This is a genomic window from Cellulophaga sp. (assembly GCF_039943695.1).
Classification (GTDB): domain Bacteria; phylum Bacteroidota; class Bacteroidia; order Flavobacteriales; family Flavobacteriaceae; genus Cellulophaga.
Window position 1 is genome coordinate 1 of the sequence record NZ_JBDVAA010000105.1, and the last position, 17,097, is coordinate 17,097.

General features: G+C 31.4%; 18 protein-coding genes. 14 read left to right on the top strand and 4 right to left on the bottom strand.

Features of this window, described 5'->3' with window-relative positions:
• From ABJD66_RS06800 to ABJD66_RS06845, 10 genes are all read left to right on the top strand, one after another.
• The coding region (locus ABJD66_RS06800; RefSeq protein ID WP_348129665.1) for an HTTM domain-containing protein at nt 1–863 on the top strand (863 nt) is incomplete at its 5' end.
• A complete protein-coding gene (locus ABJD66_RS06805) occupies nt 844–3,267 on the top strand; it encodes a TonB-dependent receptor (protein WP_348129668.1) in 2,424 nt (807 codons plus the stop codon). The genes ABJD66_RS06800 and ABJD66_RS06805, both read left to right, overlap by 20 nt.
• An 8-nt stretch (nt 3,268–3,275) precedes the next feature.
• Entirely contained in the window at nt 3,276–3,773 is a 498-nt protein-coding gene (locus tag ABJD66_RS06810) for a hypothetical protein (RefSeq protein WP_348129671.1), read from the top strand.
• 34 nt (nt 3,774–3,807) lie between these two features.
• Nucleotides 3,808–4,512, top strand: a complete 705-nt coding sequence (locus tag ABJD66_RS06815) for an Insecticidal toxin complex protein (protein ID WP_348129674.1) — start codon at nt 3,808–3,810, stop codon at nt 4,510–4,512.
• 59 nt (nt 4,513–4,571) lie between these two features.
• On the top strand, nt 4,572–6,044 hold the full coding sequence (guaB, locus tag ABJD66_RS06820) for an IMP dehydrogenase (RefSeq protein ID WP_100895528.1): 1,473 nt from the start codon (nt 4,572–4,574) through the stop codon (nt 6,042–6,044).
• A 118-nt stretch (nt 6,045–6,162) separates the two neighbouring features.
• The gene (locus ABJD66_RS06825) at nt 6,163–6,495 is read left to right on the top strand and encodes a metalloregulator ArsR/SmtB family transcription factor (RefSeq protein WP_100895529.1); all 333 of its coding nucleotides are present in this window, start codon (nt 6,163–6,165) and stop codon (nt 6,493–6,495) included.
• 22 nt (nt 6,496–6,517) lie between these two features.
• The gene (locus tag ABJD66_RS06830) at nt 6,518–6,988 is read left to right on the top strand and encodes a DUF6428 family protein (RefSeq protein ID WP_348129678.1); all 471 of its coding nucleotides are present in this window, start codon (nt 6,518–6,520) and stop codon (nt 6,986–6,988) included.
• Nucleotides 6,989–7,012: 24 nt separating this feature from the next.
• A complete protein-coding gene (locus ABJD66_RS06835) occupies nt 7,013–7,627 on the top strand; it encodes a protein-tyrosine-phosphatase (protein ID WP_348129681.1) in 615 nt (204 codons plus the stop codon).
• Nucleotides 7,627–8,667, top strand: a complete 1,041-nt coding sequence (gene arsB / locus ABJD66_RS06840) for an ACR3 family arsenite efflux transporter (protein ID WP_348129684.1) — start codon at nt 7,627–7,629, stop codon at nt 8,665–8,667. The genes ABJD66_RS06835 and arsB overlap by 1 nt, the downstream gene beginning before the upstream one ends.
• A 52-nt stretch (nt 8,668–8,719) precedes the next feature.
• Nucleotides 8,720–9,229: a DUF3124 domain-containing protein gene (locus ABJD66_RS06845; protein ID WP_348129686.1), complete on the top strand. Its 510-nt coding sequence runs from the start codon at nt 8,720–8,722 to the stop codon at nt 9,227–9,229.
• Between the two features lie 67 nt (nt 9,230–9,296).
• On the opposite strand, the gene ABJD66_RS06850 is transcribed toward ABJD66_RS06845, so the two are convergent.
• The gene (locus tag ABJD66_RS06850) at nt 9,297–9,830 is read right to left on the bottom strand and encodes a DUF255 domain-containing protein (protein ID WP_348129689.1); all 534 of its coding nucleotides are present in this window, start codon (nt 9,828–9,830) and stop codon (nt 9,297–9,299) included.
• A 172-nt stretch (nt 9,831–10,002) separates the two neighbouring features.
• Here ABJD66_RS06850 and ABJD66_RS06855 point away from each other — a divergent pair, with 172 nt between their 5' ends.
• Nucleotides 10,003–10,674 carry a hypothetical protein gene (locus ABJD66_RS06855; RefSeq protein ID WP_348129692.1) on the top strand — a complete coding sequence of 224 codons (672 nt, stop codon included), beginning with the start codon at nt 10,003–10,005 and terminating at the stop codon, nt 10,672–10,674.
• A gap of 35 nt (nt 10,675–10,709) precedes the next feature.
• Here ABJD66_RS06855 and lysA read toward each other — a convergent pair whose 3' ends face one another.
• Nucleotides 10,710–11,948, bottom strand: a complete 1,239-nt coding sequence (lysA, locus tag ABJD66_RS06860; protein ID WP_100895536.1) for a diaminopimelate decarboxylase — start codon at nt 11,946–11,948, stop codon at nt 10,710–10,712.
• A gap of 224 nt (nt 11,949–12,172) precedes the next feature.
• Between lysA and sucC the strand changes: the two genes are divergently transcribed.
• A complete protein-coding gene (gene sucC / locus ABJD66_RS06865) occupies nt 12,173–13,363 on the top strand; it encodes an ADP-forming succinate--CoA ligase subunit beta (RefSeq protein ID WP_100895537.1) in 1,191 nt (396 codons plus the stop codon).
• Between the two features lie 70 nt (nt 13,364–13,433).
• On the opposite strand, the gene ABJD66_RS06870 is transcribed toward sucC, so the two are convergent.
• On the bottom strand, nt 13,434–13,820 hold the full coding sequence (locus ABJD66_RS06870) for a DUF1456 family protein (RefSeq protein WP_100895538.1): 387 nt from the start codon (nt 13,818–13,820) through the stop codon (nt 13,434–13,436).
• A 134-nt stretch (nt 13,821–13,954) separates the two neighbouring features.
• On the opposite strand from ABJD66_RS06870, the gene ABJD66_RS06875 reads away from it, so the two are divergent.
• Nucleotides 13,955–14,362: a TerB family tellurite resistance protein gene (locus ABJD66_RS06875; protein ID WP_348129697.1), complete on the top strand. Its 408-nt coding sequence runs from the start codon at nt 13,955–13,957 to the stop codon at nt 14,360–14,362.
• 209 nt (nt 14,363–14,571) lie between these two features.
• Nucleotides 14,572–14,994, top strand: coding sequence for an Hsp20/alpha crystallin family protein (locus ABJD66_RS06880; protein ID WP_348129700.1), 423 nt, complete (start codon nt 14,572–14,574; stop codon nt 14,992–14,994).
• Nucleotides 14,995–15,093: 99 nt separating this feature from the next.
• On the opposite strand, the gene uvrB is transcribed toward ABJD66_RS06880, so the two are convergent.
• Nucleotides 15,094–17,079, bottom strand: a complete 1,986-nt coding sequence (gene uvrB, locus ABJD66_RS06885; RefSeq protein ID WP_303543638.1) for an excinuclease ABC subunit UvrB — start codon at nt 17,077–17,079, stop codon at nt 15,094–15,096.
• Between the last annotated feature and the right edge of the window lie 18 nt (nt 17,080–17,097).

Below are 17,097 nucleotides of genomic sequence, written 5' to 3' on the forward strand. Positions count from 1 at the left end.
CAGATTGGCTTTTTAGAGCTATGCCACTAAAAATATGGTTGCCTTCTAAATATGATATTCCTGTTGTAGGAAACTCTTTATTACAACAAGAGTGGATGCATTATTTTATGAGTTGGTCAGGAATGTTGTATGATCTTTTTATTCCGTTTTTATTGCTTTACAAAAGAACTAGAATCCTAGCCTTTGTTGCTGTTGTAGTTTTTCATTTGTTTACAAGAATATTGTTCCCAATTGGGATGTTCCCGTATATAATGATTGTAAGTAGTCTTATTTTTTTTAGTGACAACTTTCACATAAAAATCATCAATTACATAAGAAAAATTATTTCTAAGTTACCTGTTGCTATAAATAAAAATATAGTTGTTGTAAAGGATAAAAATATATTTTCTATCAATAAAAAAAGATTAACATTAGGAGTTTTAGCTGTGTTTTTTTTCATTCAGTTATTGCTGCCATTTAGGTATTTATTGTATCCTGGAGAGCTTTTTTGGACAGAGGAAGGATATCGTTTTTCATGGCGTGTAATGCTTATGGAAAAAATGGGCTATGCTAATTTTAAAATTGTAGATAGTAAAACTAAAAAGCAATTTTATGTAAATAATGCAGATTTTTTAACGCCTTTTCAAGAAAAGCAAATGAGCACTCAACCAGATTTTATTGTGCAATACGCGCATTATTTGGGAGATCATTTTAAAAAACAAAACCATAATAATATTCAGGTTTTTGTAGAGAGTTATGTAGCATTTAATGGCAGATTAAGCAGACCGTATATAAATCCTAAGGTAGATTTATATAAAGAAAAAGATTTATTAAAACACAAAACGTGGATTTTACCATTTAACGATGAAATTAAAGGATTTTAAAATAATAGTACTACTTATATTTTGTAACGCATCTCTTTATGCTCAGTATAAAGTTTCAGGAACCGTTACATCTAAAGAAAATAATTTACCTATAAATGGTGTAGAAATTTTTAATAAAGCCAAGGGTAAGCTTTCTGTTACCAATAACAAAGGTTATTATGAGTTTACTACAAATGATAAACAATTAGAAATTGTGTTTTTTTCTTATGAGTATAACATAGAAGAAGAAATAGTAAATGTGGTAGGTAATACTGTATTAAACAAACAACTATCTGCTGTAGAAATAGAATTAACTGAAGTTGAAGTTGTGGCAAGAAAGGCTCAAATTTTTAACTTAAAGCGGTTACAGGATGTTGTGGGTACATCTATATATGCAGGTAAAAAAACAGAGGTTGTTTTGGTAGGCGAGTCAGTAGCAAATTTAGCATCTAATAATGCTAGGCAAATATATAGTCAGGTTGTTGGTTTAAATATTTTTCAGAATGATGATGCTGGTTTGCAATTAAATATAGGAGGTAGAGGATTAGATCCTAATAGAACATCTAACTTTAATACAAGACAAAATGGGTATGATATTAGTGCAGATGTTTTAGGGTATCCAGAGAGTTATTATACACCACCAGCAGAAGCTTTAGAAGAAATCCAGATAATTAGAGGTGCTGCTTCTTTACAGTACGGAACTCAGTTTGGCGGACTGGTTAATTTTATTACAAAAAAACCAAATCCGACTAAAGAAATAGAAGTTTTAACAAGGAATACTATTGGTAGTAACAATTTATATACAAACTACACTAGTGTAAACGGAACTAAAAATAAAGTTAGTTATTATGCAAGTTTTAACTTTAAGGAAGGAGATGGTTTTAGGCCAAATTCATACTTTAACTCTAAAAACGCTTTTTTACATTTAGGGTATCAATTAAATACTAAAACTAAGTTAGAGGCAGAAATAACGTACTTAGACTATTTAGCTCAGCAAGCAGGTGGTTTAACAGATGCTATGTTTGCAGAAAACCCATACCAAAGTAATAGAGCAAGAAACTGGTTTGCTGTAAATTGGTTATTATATAGCATAAAACTAAAACATAAGTTTACAGAAAATGCAAGTTTGTCGTTTAACTTTTTTGGATTAAATGCATCTAGAAACGCTTTGGGTTTTAGAACCAATAGAGTAGACCAAGTAGACACAAATGAAGAAAGAGATTTAATAACTGGTGACTTTAAAAATTTTGGGTTTGAAACTAAGTTTTTAAACAAATACAGTTTATTTGGTAAAAAGGCAACTTACTTGGTAGGTGCTAAGTTTTATAAAGCAAACAATACATCTGTACAAGGACCAGGAACAAATGGTAGTGATGCTAACTTTTCTTCAGCAATAACAGATTATCCAAATTACGCAGCACAGTCTAATTATAAAAACCCAAATTTAAATGTTGCTTTTTTTGCAGAAAATATACTTTATATAAAAGATAATTGGTCTGTTACACCAGGCGTACGTGTAGAATATATAAAAACGGAAAGTGATGGTTTCTTTAAAAATATAAATACAGATGCTGCAGGTAACGTTATTTTAAATGAAACTGTAGAAAGTAGTGATAGCAACACTCGTTCTTTTGTATTGTTTGGTTTAGGGTCTAGTTACAAATTAAATAACTACGTAGAAATTTATGGTAATGCATCTCAAAACTATAGATCAGTAACGTTTTCAGACTTAAATATTGTTAATCCTTCTTTTATAATAGGAGATTTATCAGACGAAAAAGGATATACTTTAGATCTTGGTTTTAGGGGTAACTATAAAAATTACATCTCTTACGATGCTGGTATTTTTGGTCTTTTTTACAATGATAGGATAGGTTTATTAACAAAGGAATTAGATGATGGTAGCGTAAAGCAAGAAAGGACCAATGTAGGTGATGCACGTATTGTAGGAGTAGAGTCTTTAGTAGATTTTAATTTTAAAAAGATATTAAAAATGAATAGTAATTATAGCTTTAACTATTTTATTAATTCATCTATAATAAAATCTGAATACACAAAGTCACAACAAAACGGAATTAAAGGAAAAAGTGTAGAATTTGTACCAGATTTTAATTTTAAAACAGGTGTAAAATTTGGATATAAAAATTTATTATCTAGCATACAATACACAAGCTTAACAGAGCAATTTACAGATGCTAGTAACTCCAGGGAAGCTAGTTTAAGTGGTGTTAATGGTGTATTGCCAAAGTATAGTGTTTTAGATGTTTCCTTATCATATACCTACAAGTTTTTAAAGTTAGAAACAGGAATTAATAATGTATTAGATAAAAAATACTTTACAAGAAGGGCAACTGGGTATCCAGGACCAGGTATTATACCTTCATCAAACAGAAACTATTACGTTACATTGCAAATGAAATTTTAATTTTTATAATGACCTACAACGGACTACTAAGTACTTTTCCATCAGAAATTAAGCTGTTTATAGGAGCTTTTGTGGTAATCTTATCTATTGGTTTTTATACAGGTCTTTTATTTATTAATGAAACCACAGAAGCAAAACCAGCAGGCATTACAGAAAACTATTTAGGTAATGAAGAAGATGAAAATGGAGATGTGATGAAGTTTAAGAAAAGTAAGCGAGAAATGCTTACCACTGTGCATACACATATATTGTCTATGTCTTTTATCTTCTTTTTGTTAGGAGTTTTGGTATGGCTTACAAAACTTCCTAAAAAGCTAAAGCTGTTTTTAACAATGGAGCCATTTTTATCTGTATTACTAACATTTGGTGGTATTTATGTGCTTTGGTGTGGCATACTTTGGATGAAATATGTTATTATGATATCTGGTATATTAATGACCACTACTTTTACAGCTTCTGTAATGCTTGTTTTGTATCAATTGTGTAAAAAGCAAACTACAACCTAATTTTTGCCGTATAGTTTAGTAGATTTATACTACTATGCGTTACTTTTTAATTCTATTTTTTTTCTTTTTTTATATTGATAGCTCCGCTGCAGAATGGAAGAGTCTTAAACAATATCAAAAATTAACCGGAAGAAGTACACTTTTACATAAAGATTGGCTTAAAAAAGACCGATTAAAAAATACGGTTATTTGGCAACAGGCAAACAGCTTCAACCTAAAAAACAATTTATTTTTAGAATATGAAACTATAAAAGAAAGAAGAGATTTTTATAAGTGGTATGCATTGTCTGTAGAAGAAAAAGGGCATAAAGTTGTGTGGCCTAGAATGGCTCATTTTATTTCTACTAAATTAAATTTAGCAACTAGTTTTCCGTATAAATTATTTATAAAAAAGGAAGTTTTAGTTTCATCAGAAAAAGGAAGTGAAAAAGTATTTAATTCGGCTTTTAAAAGTATGTATAATTTGTATGTAAAGCCCACAGCTTTAAGTTTAGAAGAAAGTCTTGCTTGGGATAAAACTATTTTACACAAGGAGCAATACTTATGGGTAGATCCTATTTATATAGAAATGAGTGCTAAAACCTTAAAAAGAATAGAGCGTATAGCTAAAGGAAAATCTGTTTATGCTTTGGTTGTGCCTAAAAAAATACGTTTTAAAGGAGACTTCTTAAAACCAATAGAGAGGTATACCTATGCTATGCAAACGTTAAGAAAACATTGTGAAAACTCTTATTGGTAAATATGTGGTTGTTTACATATATAAATTGTATATTTGCACGCAATTAATCCTTAATTGCTATGCAAGCTCACCTAAATAAAATTGTTGGAGAAGGTCTTACTTACGATGACGTACTCCTAGTTCCTGCTTTTTCAGAAGTACTTCCTAGAGAAGTAAGTATAAAAGCAAAATTCACTAAAAATATAACTATTAATGTACCAATTGTCTCTGCGGCAATGGATACCGTTACAGAATCTCGTATGGCTATTGCTATGGCGCAAGAGGGCGGTATAGGTGTATTACATAAAAATATGACTATTGCAGAGCAAGCTGCTAAGGTGCGTAAGGTTAAGCGTGCAGAGAGTGGTATGATTATAGATCCGGTTACTTTACCGTTAGATTCTGTTGTACGCGATGCAAAAGCTAATATGAAAGAGTTTAGTATTGGTGGTATTCCAATAGTAGATAAAGAAGGAAAGTTAATTGGTATTGTTACCAATAGAGATCTTCGTTTTGAAAAAAATAACGACAGACCAATTTCTGAAGTTATGACTTCTAAAAATTTGGTAACTGTTAGTGAGGGTACTTCTTTGGCACAAGCAGAAGATATATTACAAGAAAATAAAATTGAAAAGCTACCAGTTGTAGATAAAGACAACAAATTGGTAGGTTTAATTACGTTTAGAGATATTACAAAGCTTACGTTAAAACCAATAGCAAATAAAGATACATATGGTAGGCTTAGGGTTGCTGCTGCTTTAGGTGTTACTGCAGATGCAGTAGAGCGTGCAGAAGCATTAGTAAATGCAGGCGTAGATGCAGTAATTATAGATACGGCTCACGGACATACTAAAGGTGTGGTGGCTGTGTTAAAAGAGGTTAAAAAGAAATTTCCAGACTTAGATGTTATTGTGGGTAACATAGCAACTGCGGAGGCTGCTAAATATTTAGTAGAAGCAGGTGCAGATGCGGTAAAAGTTGGTATTGGACCAGGATCTATTTGTACAACTAGGGTTGTTGCTGGTGTTGGTTTTCCTCAGTTTTCTGCTGTATTAGAGGTTGCTGCAGCTATTAAAGGTAGTGGAGTTCCTGTAATTGCAGATGGCGGAATTAGATATACTGGTGATATACCTAAAGCTATTGCCGCTGGTGCAGATACTGTAATGTTAGGTTCTTTATTGGCTGGCACAAAAGAATCTCCAGGAGAAACTATTATTTACGAAGGAAGAAAATTTAAGTCGTACCGCGGAATGGGTTCTGTAGAAGCTATGAAGCAAGGTAGTAAAGATCGTTACTTCCAAGATGTTGAAGATGATATTAAAAAATTAGTACCAGAAGGTATTGTAGGTCGTGTACCTTACAAAGGTGAGTTATACGAAAGTATTCATCAATTTGTTGGTGGTTTACGTGCAGGTATGGGCTACTGTGGTGCAAAAGATATAGAAACGCTAAAAGAAACAGGTAAATTTGTTAAAATTACCGCTAGTGGTATTAATGAAAGTCACCCTCATGATGTTACAATTACTAAAGAGTCTCCTAATTATAGCAGATAAACTTTATTTTATTTAAAACAAATGCAGTATAGCTTTTTTAGTTATGCTGCATTTTTTTTTGATCAAATTTTCTTATTTGCACATATTAATCGTAATATTGCAATAAACAAATTAAGTTATGGGTTTAGCCAAAACAGAAATATTTACAGAGGACCAAAATCAGATAGCAATTTATGCTAAAGCCTTTAGTCACCCAGCACGTGTAGCTATACTTCAACATTTATTTAAAATTAATGCCTGTATCTGCGGAGATTTAGTTGGAGTAATTGGTTTGGCGCAACCAACAATTTCTCAGCATTTAAAAGAATTAAAATTACTAGGTTTAATAAAAGGAAATGTAGAAGGTACTAGTGTTTGTTACTGCATACATCCAGAGAATTGGAAAAAAATGAAAGCTGTAATGAATCAGTTTTTAGATCAAGATTTAGAAGTAGACAATGGTTGTTGTTAAGTATAATTTAAAATAGAATAATATGAAATTATCAGAAGTTAAAGCAAATTTAAAGAGTTTAGATAAAATTGCATTTCAATTACCTAATGGTGATTTAGTACCTAGTCATTTTCACGTAACAGAAGTGGGTAAGGTTACAAAAAACTTTATAGACTGTGGAGGTACAGTTAGGAATGAGGAAGCTGTAAGTTTTCAATTATGGAATGAGCAAGACTACGACCATAGATTGCACCCAGAAAAATTGGTTAGTATTATAGAATTATCTGAAAAAGTTTTAGGAATTGAAGATTTAGATGTAGAAGTAGAATACCAAGGAGATACTATTGGTAGGTACGGATTAGATTTTGACGGAACTAACTTTTTGCTAACATCAAAATTAACAGACTGTTTAGCTAAAGATAAATGTGGCATTCCAGAAAAGAAAGAAAAAGTAAAATTAGCTAGTATACAAGCGTCAGGTAATAGTTGCGAACCAAATTCTGGTTGTTGCTAGAGTTAAATAATTAAATATTTTAAAATGATTTTTGAAGAAATTAATTCCTTTATCAGTAATTTAAAAGATGTAGCTGTTAGTGACGAGCGAAAGGTAGTATTGCAACCATTGGCTGACTTTGTGCAAGATAAAGTAGAAAAGGACCAAGAGGTACGCCTAAATTTTATATGCACGCATAACTCTAGAAGAAGTCATTTATCTCAGGTTTGGGCACAAACAATGGCGGCATATTTTAATATTAAAAATGTTACGTGCTATTCTGGTGGTACAGAAGCTACTGCGCTTTTTCCTATGGTGGCAAAAACGCTAAGTAATACAGGTTTTAAAATTGAAAAGTTAGCAGAAACAGACAATCCTATTTATAGTATTAAGTATGATGTAAATGCAGTTCCAATTATTGGTTTCTCTAAAAAGTATGATGATGATTTTAATCCTGATTCAGAATTTGCAGCAATAATGACTTGTTCACAAGCAGATGGTGGTTGCCCTTTTATTGCAGGAGCAGAAAAACGTATTCCTATAACTTTTGAAGATCCAAAAGCTTTTGATGGTACTCCACAACAAGCCGAAAAATACCAAGAGAGAAGTGAACAAATAGCTTCAGAAATGTTTTATTTATTTTCAAATATTAAAAAATAATGGCGGGTAAAAAATTAAGTTTTTTAGATAGTTATCTAACATTGTGGATTTTTATAGCAATGGTTTTAGGTGTTGGTATTGGTTATTTTGCACCTACTTTTCCTAATATTATAGATTCTTTTAGCGTAGGTACAACTAACATTCCTATTGCTATTGGGTTAATTATAATGATGTATCCACCCTTAGCAAAAGTAAACTATGCATTGCTCCCTAAGGTGTTTAAAAACACAAAAATACTATCAATTTCATTAATTCTTAACTGGATTATTGGTCCTGTATTAATGTTTTTTTTAGCTATTATCTTTTTACAAGATTATCCAGAGTATATGGTTGGACTTATTTTAATAGGTTTGGCGCGTTGTATAGCAATGGTTCTTGTTTGGAACGATTTAGCAGATGGTAGTAGTGAGTACGGAGCCGGGTTAGTAGCTTTAAACAGTATTTTTCAGGTATTTGCGTATAGTTTTTATGCTTGGTTGTTTATTACTGTTTTACCTCCTTATTTTGGTTTTGAAGGTGCCATTGTAGATATTTCTGTTGGTGCAATTGCAGAAAGTGTTGCTGTTTATTTAGGTTTACCTTTTCTATTAGGAATTTTAAGTAGACTAATACTAGTAAACTTAAAAGGAGAGGAGTGGTACAATACTAAGTTTATACCAACAATTTCACCACTTACATTAATAGCTTTATTGTTTACAATAGTACTAATGTTTTCTTTAAAAGGGGAGTTGATTGTAGAAATACCTATGGATGTGGTAATTATTGCAATACCATTATTAATATACTTTACTCTAATGTTTATTATTGGCTTTTTCTTTACTAAAGCAACTGGTGCTAGTTATGATAAAACTACGGCTGTAGCATTTACGGCAGCTGGCAATAATTTTGAGCTGGCTATAGCTGTTGCAATTGCTGTATTTGGCTTAAATTCTGGTCAGGCTTTTACAGGTGTAATAGGACCATTGGTAGAGGTGCCAGCTTTAATACTGCTTGTTAGAGTGTCATTTTGGTTAAGAAAAAAGTATTTTGCTAAAGCATAAAATATATGGTAAAACTATATTTTGTGTAACTTAGTCTTAAAATTAGATGTAGATGAAAAACGCTGTTTTAATATTGTTTTTGGTTATAACTTTTGGTTCTTGTAAAGAGCAAAAAGAAACTACTACTGCAAGTACAGTAAACTGGAATAAAAGAAGCGTAGATTATAAAATTTCAGATTCTTTAAAAGCAGGAAAAACATATTTGTCTGTCTATTCACAAGTTTATAGTCAATCAGAGCATACTACTCATGATTTAACGGCAACAGTAAATATGCGTAATACAAGTAATACAGATACGTTATATATTTTGCAAGCGGAATTTTATAATACAGCGGGTAAATTAATACGTAATTATAACAAAAAACCAATATATATTGCTCCTATGGAGAGTGTTGCAATTGTTATAGATGAACACGATAAAGAAGGAGGAACAGGAGGTAACTTTATTTTTGATTGGAAAATAAATAAATTGACTAGTAAGCCGCTTTTTGAAGGTGTTTTTATATCTACAAAAGGTCAGCAAGGGTTATCCTTTGTAACTCAAGGTAAAACTATAAAATAGTAAAATACAGCATAAAAAAAGCGCTCTAAATTAATTTAGAGCGCTTTTTTTATATTTATAAATATTGTTATTCGGCTTTAGTATCGTACTCTGCCCATTTCTTAGTTTTGTGTATATCTTCTCCAAAATATTTTGCTATTTTTAAAAACGGTTTAGGTTTTTGGTAACCAGGAACTGGAGAAAGCATTTGTTGTTTTTCGTCTAAAAAAATTGTTGTTGGGTAGCTCATCTTACCTTGCATTAAAGCAGCTGCAAACTCGTGGTAACCACTTCTTCCAGAGGCAACAAATTTATAAGTATTTCCTTTGTACTCTAATGGTTCTTTACGTTCACCATCTAGCTTTACCATATAATAGTTTTTAGCCATATATTTAGCTACTTCTGGATTTTGAAACGTATCAGCATCCATTTTTTTACACCATCCACACCAATCTGTGTAAACATCTATAAACATTTTTTTAGGCTCTTTATCTGTTTTCGCAAGTTCTACGGCTTCTTCCCAGCTCAACCACTTTACTTCTTGTGCATTTGTAGTAAAAGATGTAAATGCTAAAAATAGAATAGCACAAATTTTTATAGTGTTTATGGATTTGAATTTCATAGTATGTATTTTGTTTTTAGTCTATCAACCTTAAAAAAGCTAACGAAAAATATAAAAATTTATTTTACAAAGATAACTTACTCCCTGTTTACCGTGATATAATTTAACAGAAACAAGGGTAATATATGTATATATTATGCGATAAGTTTGCAGTATAATTAGCAAAGTTAAAATGAATATACAAAATATTTTCCCGTCATTATTGGTAGAAACACCTAAAGTTATTTTAGATAAGATTATAGCTCATAATGCTATAGATAATCAGCAAAACAAAGCTACAGTATTTTTAAATTTAAGTTCTGGTGTTTATATAGAAGGTACTCCAATTAAAATAAATACAGAAAATAATATTTTGGTAATTATTTCTGGTGAAGAAATTAGCTATGTGCAAATGGCACAAATAGATTGTATACGTATTAATAATTTTACTCGTTTTGTGGATCTTTTAACAGATGACACTTATTTTGAGGTGAAAGATGAATTGGTGCCTACACCATTAGAATTAAAAAGGAAACAAAGAGAAATAGAAGAGTTTTTAGAAACTACATTTGGTGTTAAATTAATAAACACAGTTTTAGAAGAAATAAAAGAGTCTAAGATTGAAAAGTACCAAATGCAAGAGTTTTTCTCTAGTTTACTACAAAGTATAAAAAACATTGGCGGGTATAAAGATGGTAAAGAAGCGTTAGAAAAGGTAAGTGTATTAACAATAGCGTCTACCAACAATAAATTAAATGTTAAGAAAAATACACAAGGTAATTTAGAATTAGAAGTAAATTTTAAAGAAAAATTTGAAGCTAATTTTAGAGAACAATTAGAAAATAAAATAGAAGATAGTTTGTAAGTTTAGTTGATGCTTTAAAAGGCAAAAGCCACTGTTTATTTAACAGTGGCTTTTTCTTTTTTAGTAAATAAATTTTTTACATCTACTTGGTTTTTTATAAGGTCATCTAGTGTTTCTCTTTCTCGTATTAAAATGGCTTCACCCTTGTGCCATAACACTTCTGGTGGTCTAAATCTAGAGTTGTAATTACTGGCCATTGTAAAACAATATGCTCCTGCATTACGAAAACATAGAATATCACCTTCAGATATTTCATTAATTCTACGGTTACTGGCAAAAGTATCGGTCTCGCAAATATAACCCACAACAGAGTAGTAACGTTCTCTGCCTTTTGGGTTAGATATATTTTCAATCTCGTGTGAAGATCCGTAAAGCATTGGTCTAATTAAGTGGTTAAAGCCAGAATCTATACTAGCAAATACAGTAGAAGTAGTCTGTTTAACTACGTTTACTTTAGCTAAAAAGAAACCAGACTCACTCACTAAAAATTTACCAGGTTCGAAAGCTAAGGTTAACTCTTTACCATATTCTTTACAAAAGGCATTAAATTTTGCACTTAATTTTTGTCCTAACTCTTCAACATTAGTTTCTATATCACCAGTTTTGTAAGGTACTTTAAAGCCGCTACCAAAATCTATAAAATCTAAGTTTTTAAAGTTTTTAGCAGTTTCAAAAAGTATTTCAGATGCGTATAAGAAAACATCAATATCTAAAATATCACTACCAGTATGCATATGTATGCCGTTAATATTCATTTTAGTTAGGTCTACAATACGTAACAAATGAGGAATCTGGTGAATACTAATTCCAAATTTAGAATCTATATGACCTACAGATATGTTAGAGTTACCACCAGCCATAACGTGCGGGTTAATTCTAATACACACAGGTATGTTTGGGTGTTTGCTTCCAAACTGTTCTAAAACAGACAAGTTGTCTATGTTAATACGTACACCTAATGCAGCAGCTCTTTCAATTTCTTCTAAAGAAACTCCGTTTGGTGTGTATATGATAGACTCTGGCTTAAAACCAGCTAAAAGTCCAAGTTCTACCTCTTGTATAGAAACAGTATCTAAACCGCTACCTAAAGAATTCATTAAGCGTAAAATAGATATGTTAGACAATGCTTTAGCAGCATAGTTAAGTTTTAATTTTTTAACACCCTTAAAAGCATTTGTTAGTCTTTGATATTGGGAAATAATTTTTTCCGAATCATAAACATAAACGGGATCTCCGTATGTTTTTGCAATTTTTAATAAATCGGATGCTTGCATAACTGTAATTGTTTATTTTTATAAGACAAAACTAAGATAGTTATTTCTAGGTTCAAAAAATATAGTTGCATTATTATTAAAAAATAACAATTTGTTATATATGTAACATTATTATGTTTTATTTCGATGTATCACTATAATAATAGGAAGCTAACCTAAAATTAATTAGAGAAATTGACCTTGGTTTCTTATTTTTGTACCAGAACAAAATATACCTAATATATATGAACCTTCACGAATATCAAGGAAAAGAGATTTTAGCAAGCTTTGGCGTACGTATACAACGCGGAATAGTTGCACATAATGCACAAGAAGCTGTTGCTGCTGCAAAGCAACTTACACAAGAAACTGGTACTGGATGGCATGTTATAAAAGCACAAGTGCACGCTGGTGGTAGAGGTAAAGGTGGGGGAGTTAAACTTGCCAAAAATTTAAACGAAGTAGAAGAAATTGCAGGTAACATTATTGGGATGAACCTAATTACACCACAAACTTCTGCAGAGGGTAAAAAAGTTCACCAAGTATTAGTAGCAGAAGATGTTTACTATCCAGGCGAAACTGAAACATCAGAATTCTATATGTCTGTACTGTTAAACAGAGCTACTGGTAGAAATATGATTATGTATTCTACAGAAGGTGGTATGGATATAGAAGAAGTTGCAGAAAGTACTCCGCACTTAATTTTCACAGAAGAAATAGATCCTGCAACAGGTTTACTAGGTTTTCAGGCACGTAAAATTGCTTTTAACTTAGGATTATCTGGTTTAGCATTTAAAGAAATGACAAAATTTGTTGCTTCTTTATACAAGGCTTATGTAGAGAGTGATTCTAGTATGTTTGAAATTAACCCAGTTTTAAAAACATCAGACAATAAAATTATGGCTGTAGATGCTAAAGTATCTATAGACGATAATGCATTATACAGAAGAAAGCAATACGCAGAAATGAGAGATTTGCGTGAAGAAAACCCTATAGAGGTTGAAGCTGGAGCATTAGGATTAAACTATGTAGATTTAGACGGTAACGTTGGTTGTATGGTTAATGGTGCTGGTTTAGCAATGGCTACTATGGATTTAATAAAGCAAGCAGGTGGTGAGCCAGCTAACTTTTTAGATGTTGGTGGTACTGCAGATGCTGCACGTGTAGAGGCTGCTTTTAAAATCATATTAAAAGATCCTGCTGTAAAAGCAATCTTAATTAATATTTTTGGTGGTATTGTACGTTGTGACCGTGTTGCTCAGGGTGTTATAGATGCTTATAAAAATATGGGAACTATAAATGTGCCAATTATTGTACGTTTACAAGGTACTAATGCAGATATTGCTAAAGAATTAATAGACAATTCTGGTTTAGATGTACAGTCCGCTGTACAGTTCCAAGAAGCTGCAGATAAAGTAAAAGAAGTTTTAGCTTAAGCTAAAAAAAGTTATACTAAAAAAGGGACAATCTAAAGATTGTCCCTTTTTTTATGCTTTAAAAAAAATATTATTTTTTCTTATTCTTATATTTTACGCTGCTTAAATCCTGAGACTTGTTTTTTTCTCTAACCTTATCTTTATAAATAGGTTTAGGTTTATTGTTTGCGTATATTTTTTTCTTTGGCAAGCTAGTTTTTCCTTTTTTAGCTAAAGCTTCAGCGGGTGTAGTAGGGTTATCCTTAGAACCACGTAAATATATAACCAGTCCGTTTAAAAAGTTACGTAGTATTTGATCTCCGCACTCCATATATTTAGGATGATCTTCTTTTCTAAAAAAAGCACCAAGTTCACTTGTAGTAATTTTAAAATCTACTAATTTTAATATTTCTACAATATCATCATCACGTAACATAAGCGCGACTCTTAATTTTTTTAGAGTATCATTATTCGTCATAAAAAATATTATTTTGCACAAAGTTACATTAAATATACCATTGATACATAATTGAGTATCAGTTATACATTTTCTATGCATTTTCTTGTCTGTTTTTTATAAAATGCACTATATTGCTGTCCAGAAATTTTGCTATGTCTATAGAAACCAATTATTTAAAAAAACTAAGTGTATTGCTAGATTTAATTGATTTAGCAAAGGTAGACGGATTAGTACAGTCTGAGTACGACTTTTTACTAGAAGTAGCAGAGGATTTAGGTGTAGACGCAGTTGTTTTAGATTCTCTTTTTGAGGCAAAAATAGAGCGTATTAAACCAGGTACAGAAGCTGAAAAAGTTAATCATTTTTTTAACTTAGTTAAATTAATGAATGTAGATGAAAAACAATCTATATTAGAAATTAATAAATTACACAAATTAGGATTAGGTATGGGCTTATCTCCAATGGCCATACAACAAGTGTTATCTATTATGCACAATTACCCAAATAAAGAAGTACCATTAAGTGTTATAGAAGAAGCTTTTAAAGCGCAACAGAACTAGCAACCCATCTAATTTTTAATATTTACAACGGTAACTGTATCTCTCTTTTTGTTTGATATGGTTTATTTTGGCGTGTTTTATTTTGAAAACAAGTCATTTTGTCATTGTTAAACGGTGTTTTGGTGTCAAAAAGTCATAACACCTATATTGGTATAACATTTGAAAAGTAACATAACAAGAATAAATATTAAAATTTAAAATTGTTAGTTATGAGTTTAGTTAAAAGAAATACAGTTTTTCCTTCATTATTAAATGAAATATTAAATACAGATTGGTATGGTGGTTTAGAGAATAATTCACCTAATACAGCACCAGTTAACATTAAAGAAAACGAAAAAGATTATACCATGGAGTTACTAGCTCCAGGTAGAGAAAAAGAAGACTTTAATATAGAAGTAGATAAAAATATTTTATCTGTGTCTGTAGTAGATGAAAAAGTAAATACAGATGTAAAAGAGAAGTTTTCTTTAAAAGAATTTAGCGTAAAAAGTTTTAAAAGAACCTTTAGTTTACCAGATACTATTAATGAAGATAGTATTAATGTAACCTATAACAATGGAATTTTAAAATTTACATTACCTAAAAAAGAAGAAGCATTACCTAAGCCAAAAAGGCTAATAGATATTGCATAATAGGTTTTAAATATTGTTTTACACGCTAGGTAAAACAATATTAGATTTGGTTGGTTAGTTTTTGTAAAATGCCCTAAGCTTGGTTGCTTAGGGCATTTTTTATTTTTCTTGTAATGCTTTTATTTCATCTCTTAATTTAGCAGCTTGCATAAAATCTAATTCTTTAGCAGCTTTTTCCATAGCCTTACGTTTTTCACGAACCATTTTTTCTTTTTGGTCTGTAGTTAAATACGCCATATCTGGTTCTGCAGCTCTTGCTTCTTCTTTTTCAAAATGATAAGTAGAAACAGAATTTTGAGATAAAGCACTATCCAAACTCTTATTTAAAGCCATAGGCTTTTTATTATGTTTAGTGTTGTAAGCAATTTGTCGCTCTCTTCTGTAGTTAGTCTCATCAATGGTTTTTTGCATACTAGCAGTAATTTTATCAGCATACATAATAGCCTTACCATTTACATTTCTTGCAGCTCTACCAACTGTTTGCGTTAAAGAACGTGCACTACGCAGAAAACCTTCCTTATCAGCATCTAAAATAGCAACTAAAGACACCTCTGGTAAATCTAACCCTTCTCTTAAAAGGTTTACACCAATAAGCACATCAAATAAACCTTTACGTAAATCTTGCATAATTTCTACTCGCTCTAGAGTGTCTACATCACTGTGTATATAACGGCAACGTACACTAATACGGTCTAAGTATTTAGCCAGTTCTTCTGCCATACGCTTGGTAAGTGTAGTAACTAAAGTGCGCTCATCTTTTTCAATACGTAAGTGTATTTCTTCTACCAGATCATCTATTTGGTTTAAACTAGGTCTTATTTCTATAATTGGGTCTAACAGGCCAGTAGGTCTAATTACTTGCTCTACATACACGCCACCACTTAATTGTAATTCATAATCTGCTGGTGTAGCACTTACGTGTATTACCTGGTTTTGTATCATTTCAAACTCTTCAAACTTTAAAGGTCTGTTATCCATAGCAGCAGGCAATCTAAAACCATATTCTACCAAGTTTTCTTTTCTACTTCTGTCTCCACCATACATAGCGTGTACTTGTGGTACAGTAACGTGACTTTCGTCTATTACCATTAAATAATCATCCGGAAAATAATCTAACAAGCAAAAAGGTCTAGTTCCTGGTAGTCTACCATCTAAATATCTAGAGTAGTTTTCTATACCAGAACAATAGCCAAGTTCACGTATCATTTCTAAATCAAACGTAGTACGTTCCTCTAAACGTTTCGCTTCTAAATGTTTACCAATTTCCTTAAAATAATCAACCTGTTTAACCATATCTGCTTGTATAGCGTGTATGGCATTTTGTAAAATATCTGGCGATGTTACAAACATATTAGCAGGGTAAATTGTCAAGTTTTCATACACCTCTAGAACCTTATTATGCAAAGGATCAAAAGCTTCAATTTCTTCAACTTCATCACCAAAAAAATGAATTCTAAATGCGTGGTCTGCATAACTAGGAAAAACATCTACCACATCTCCCTTAACTCTAAAATTACCATTTCTAAAATCTTCTGTAGTTCTAGAGTATAAACTTTGTACTAATTGATGTAAAAATTTAGTTCTAGAAATAACCTGATCTTTTTTTATAGAAATTACATTTTTTTGAAACTCCACAGGGTTACCAATACCATACAAACAAGACACAGACGCAATAACAATAACATCTCTACGCCCAGAGAGTAGGGAAGATGTTGCACTTAAACGCAATTTTTCTATGTCCTCGTTTATAGACAAATCTTTCTCTATAAAAGTACCTGTAGTTGGTATGTATGCCTCTGGCTGGTAATAATCATAGTAAGACACAAAATACTCTACAGCATTTTCAGGAAAAAACTGTTTAAACTCAGAGTACAACTGTGCTGCCAGCGTTTTATTGTGTGCTAAAACCAAGGTGGGCTTTTGTACCTTTTCTACCACATTTGCCACCGTAAACGTTTTTCCAGAGCCTGTAACTCCTAATAGAGTTTGGTGTTTTTCTCCTTCATTTACCCCTTTAACCAACTCCTTAATTGCTTGTGGTTGGTCACCAGTAGGTTCAAATTTTGATACAACTTTAAATTTCATAGATTAAAAGTAACAAAT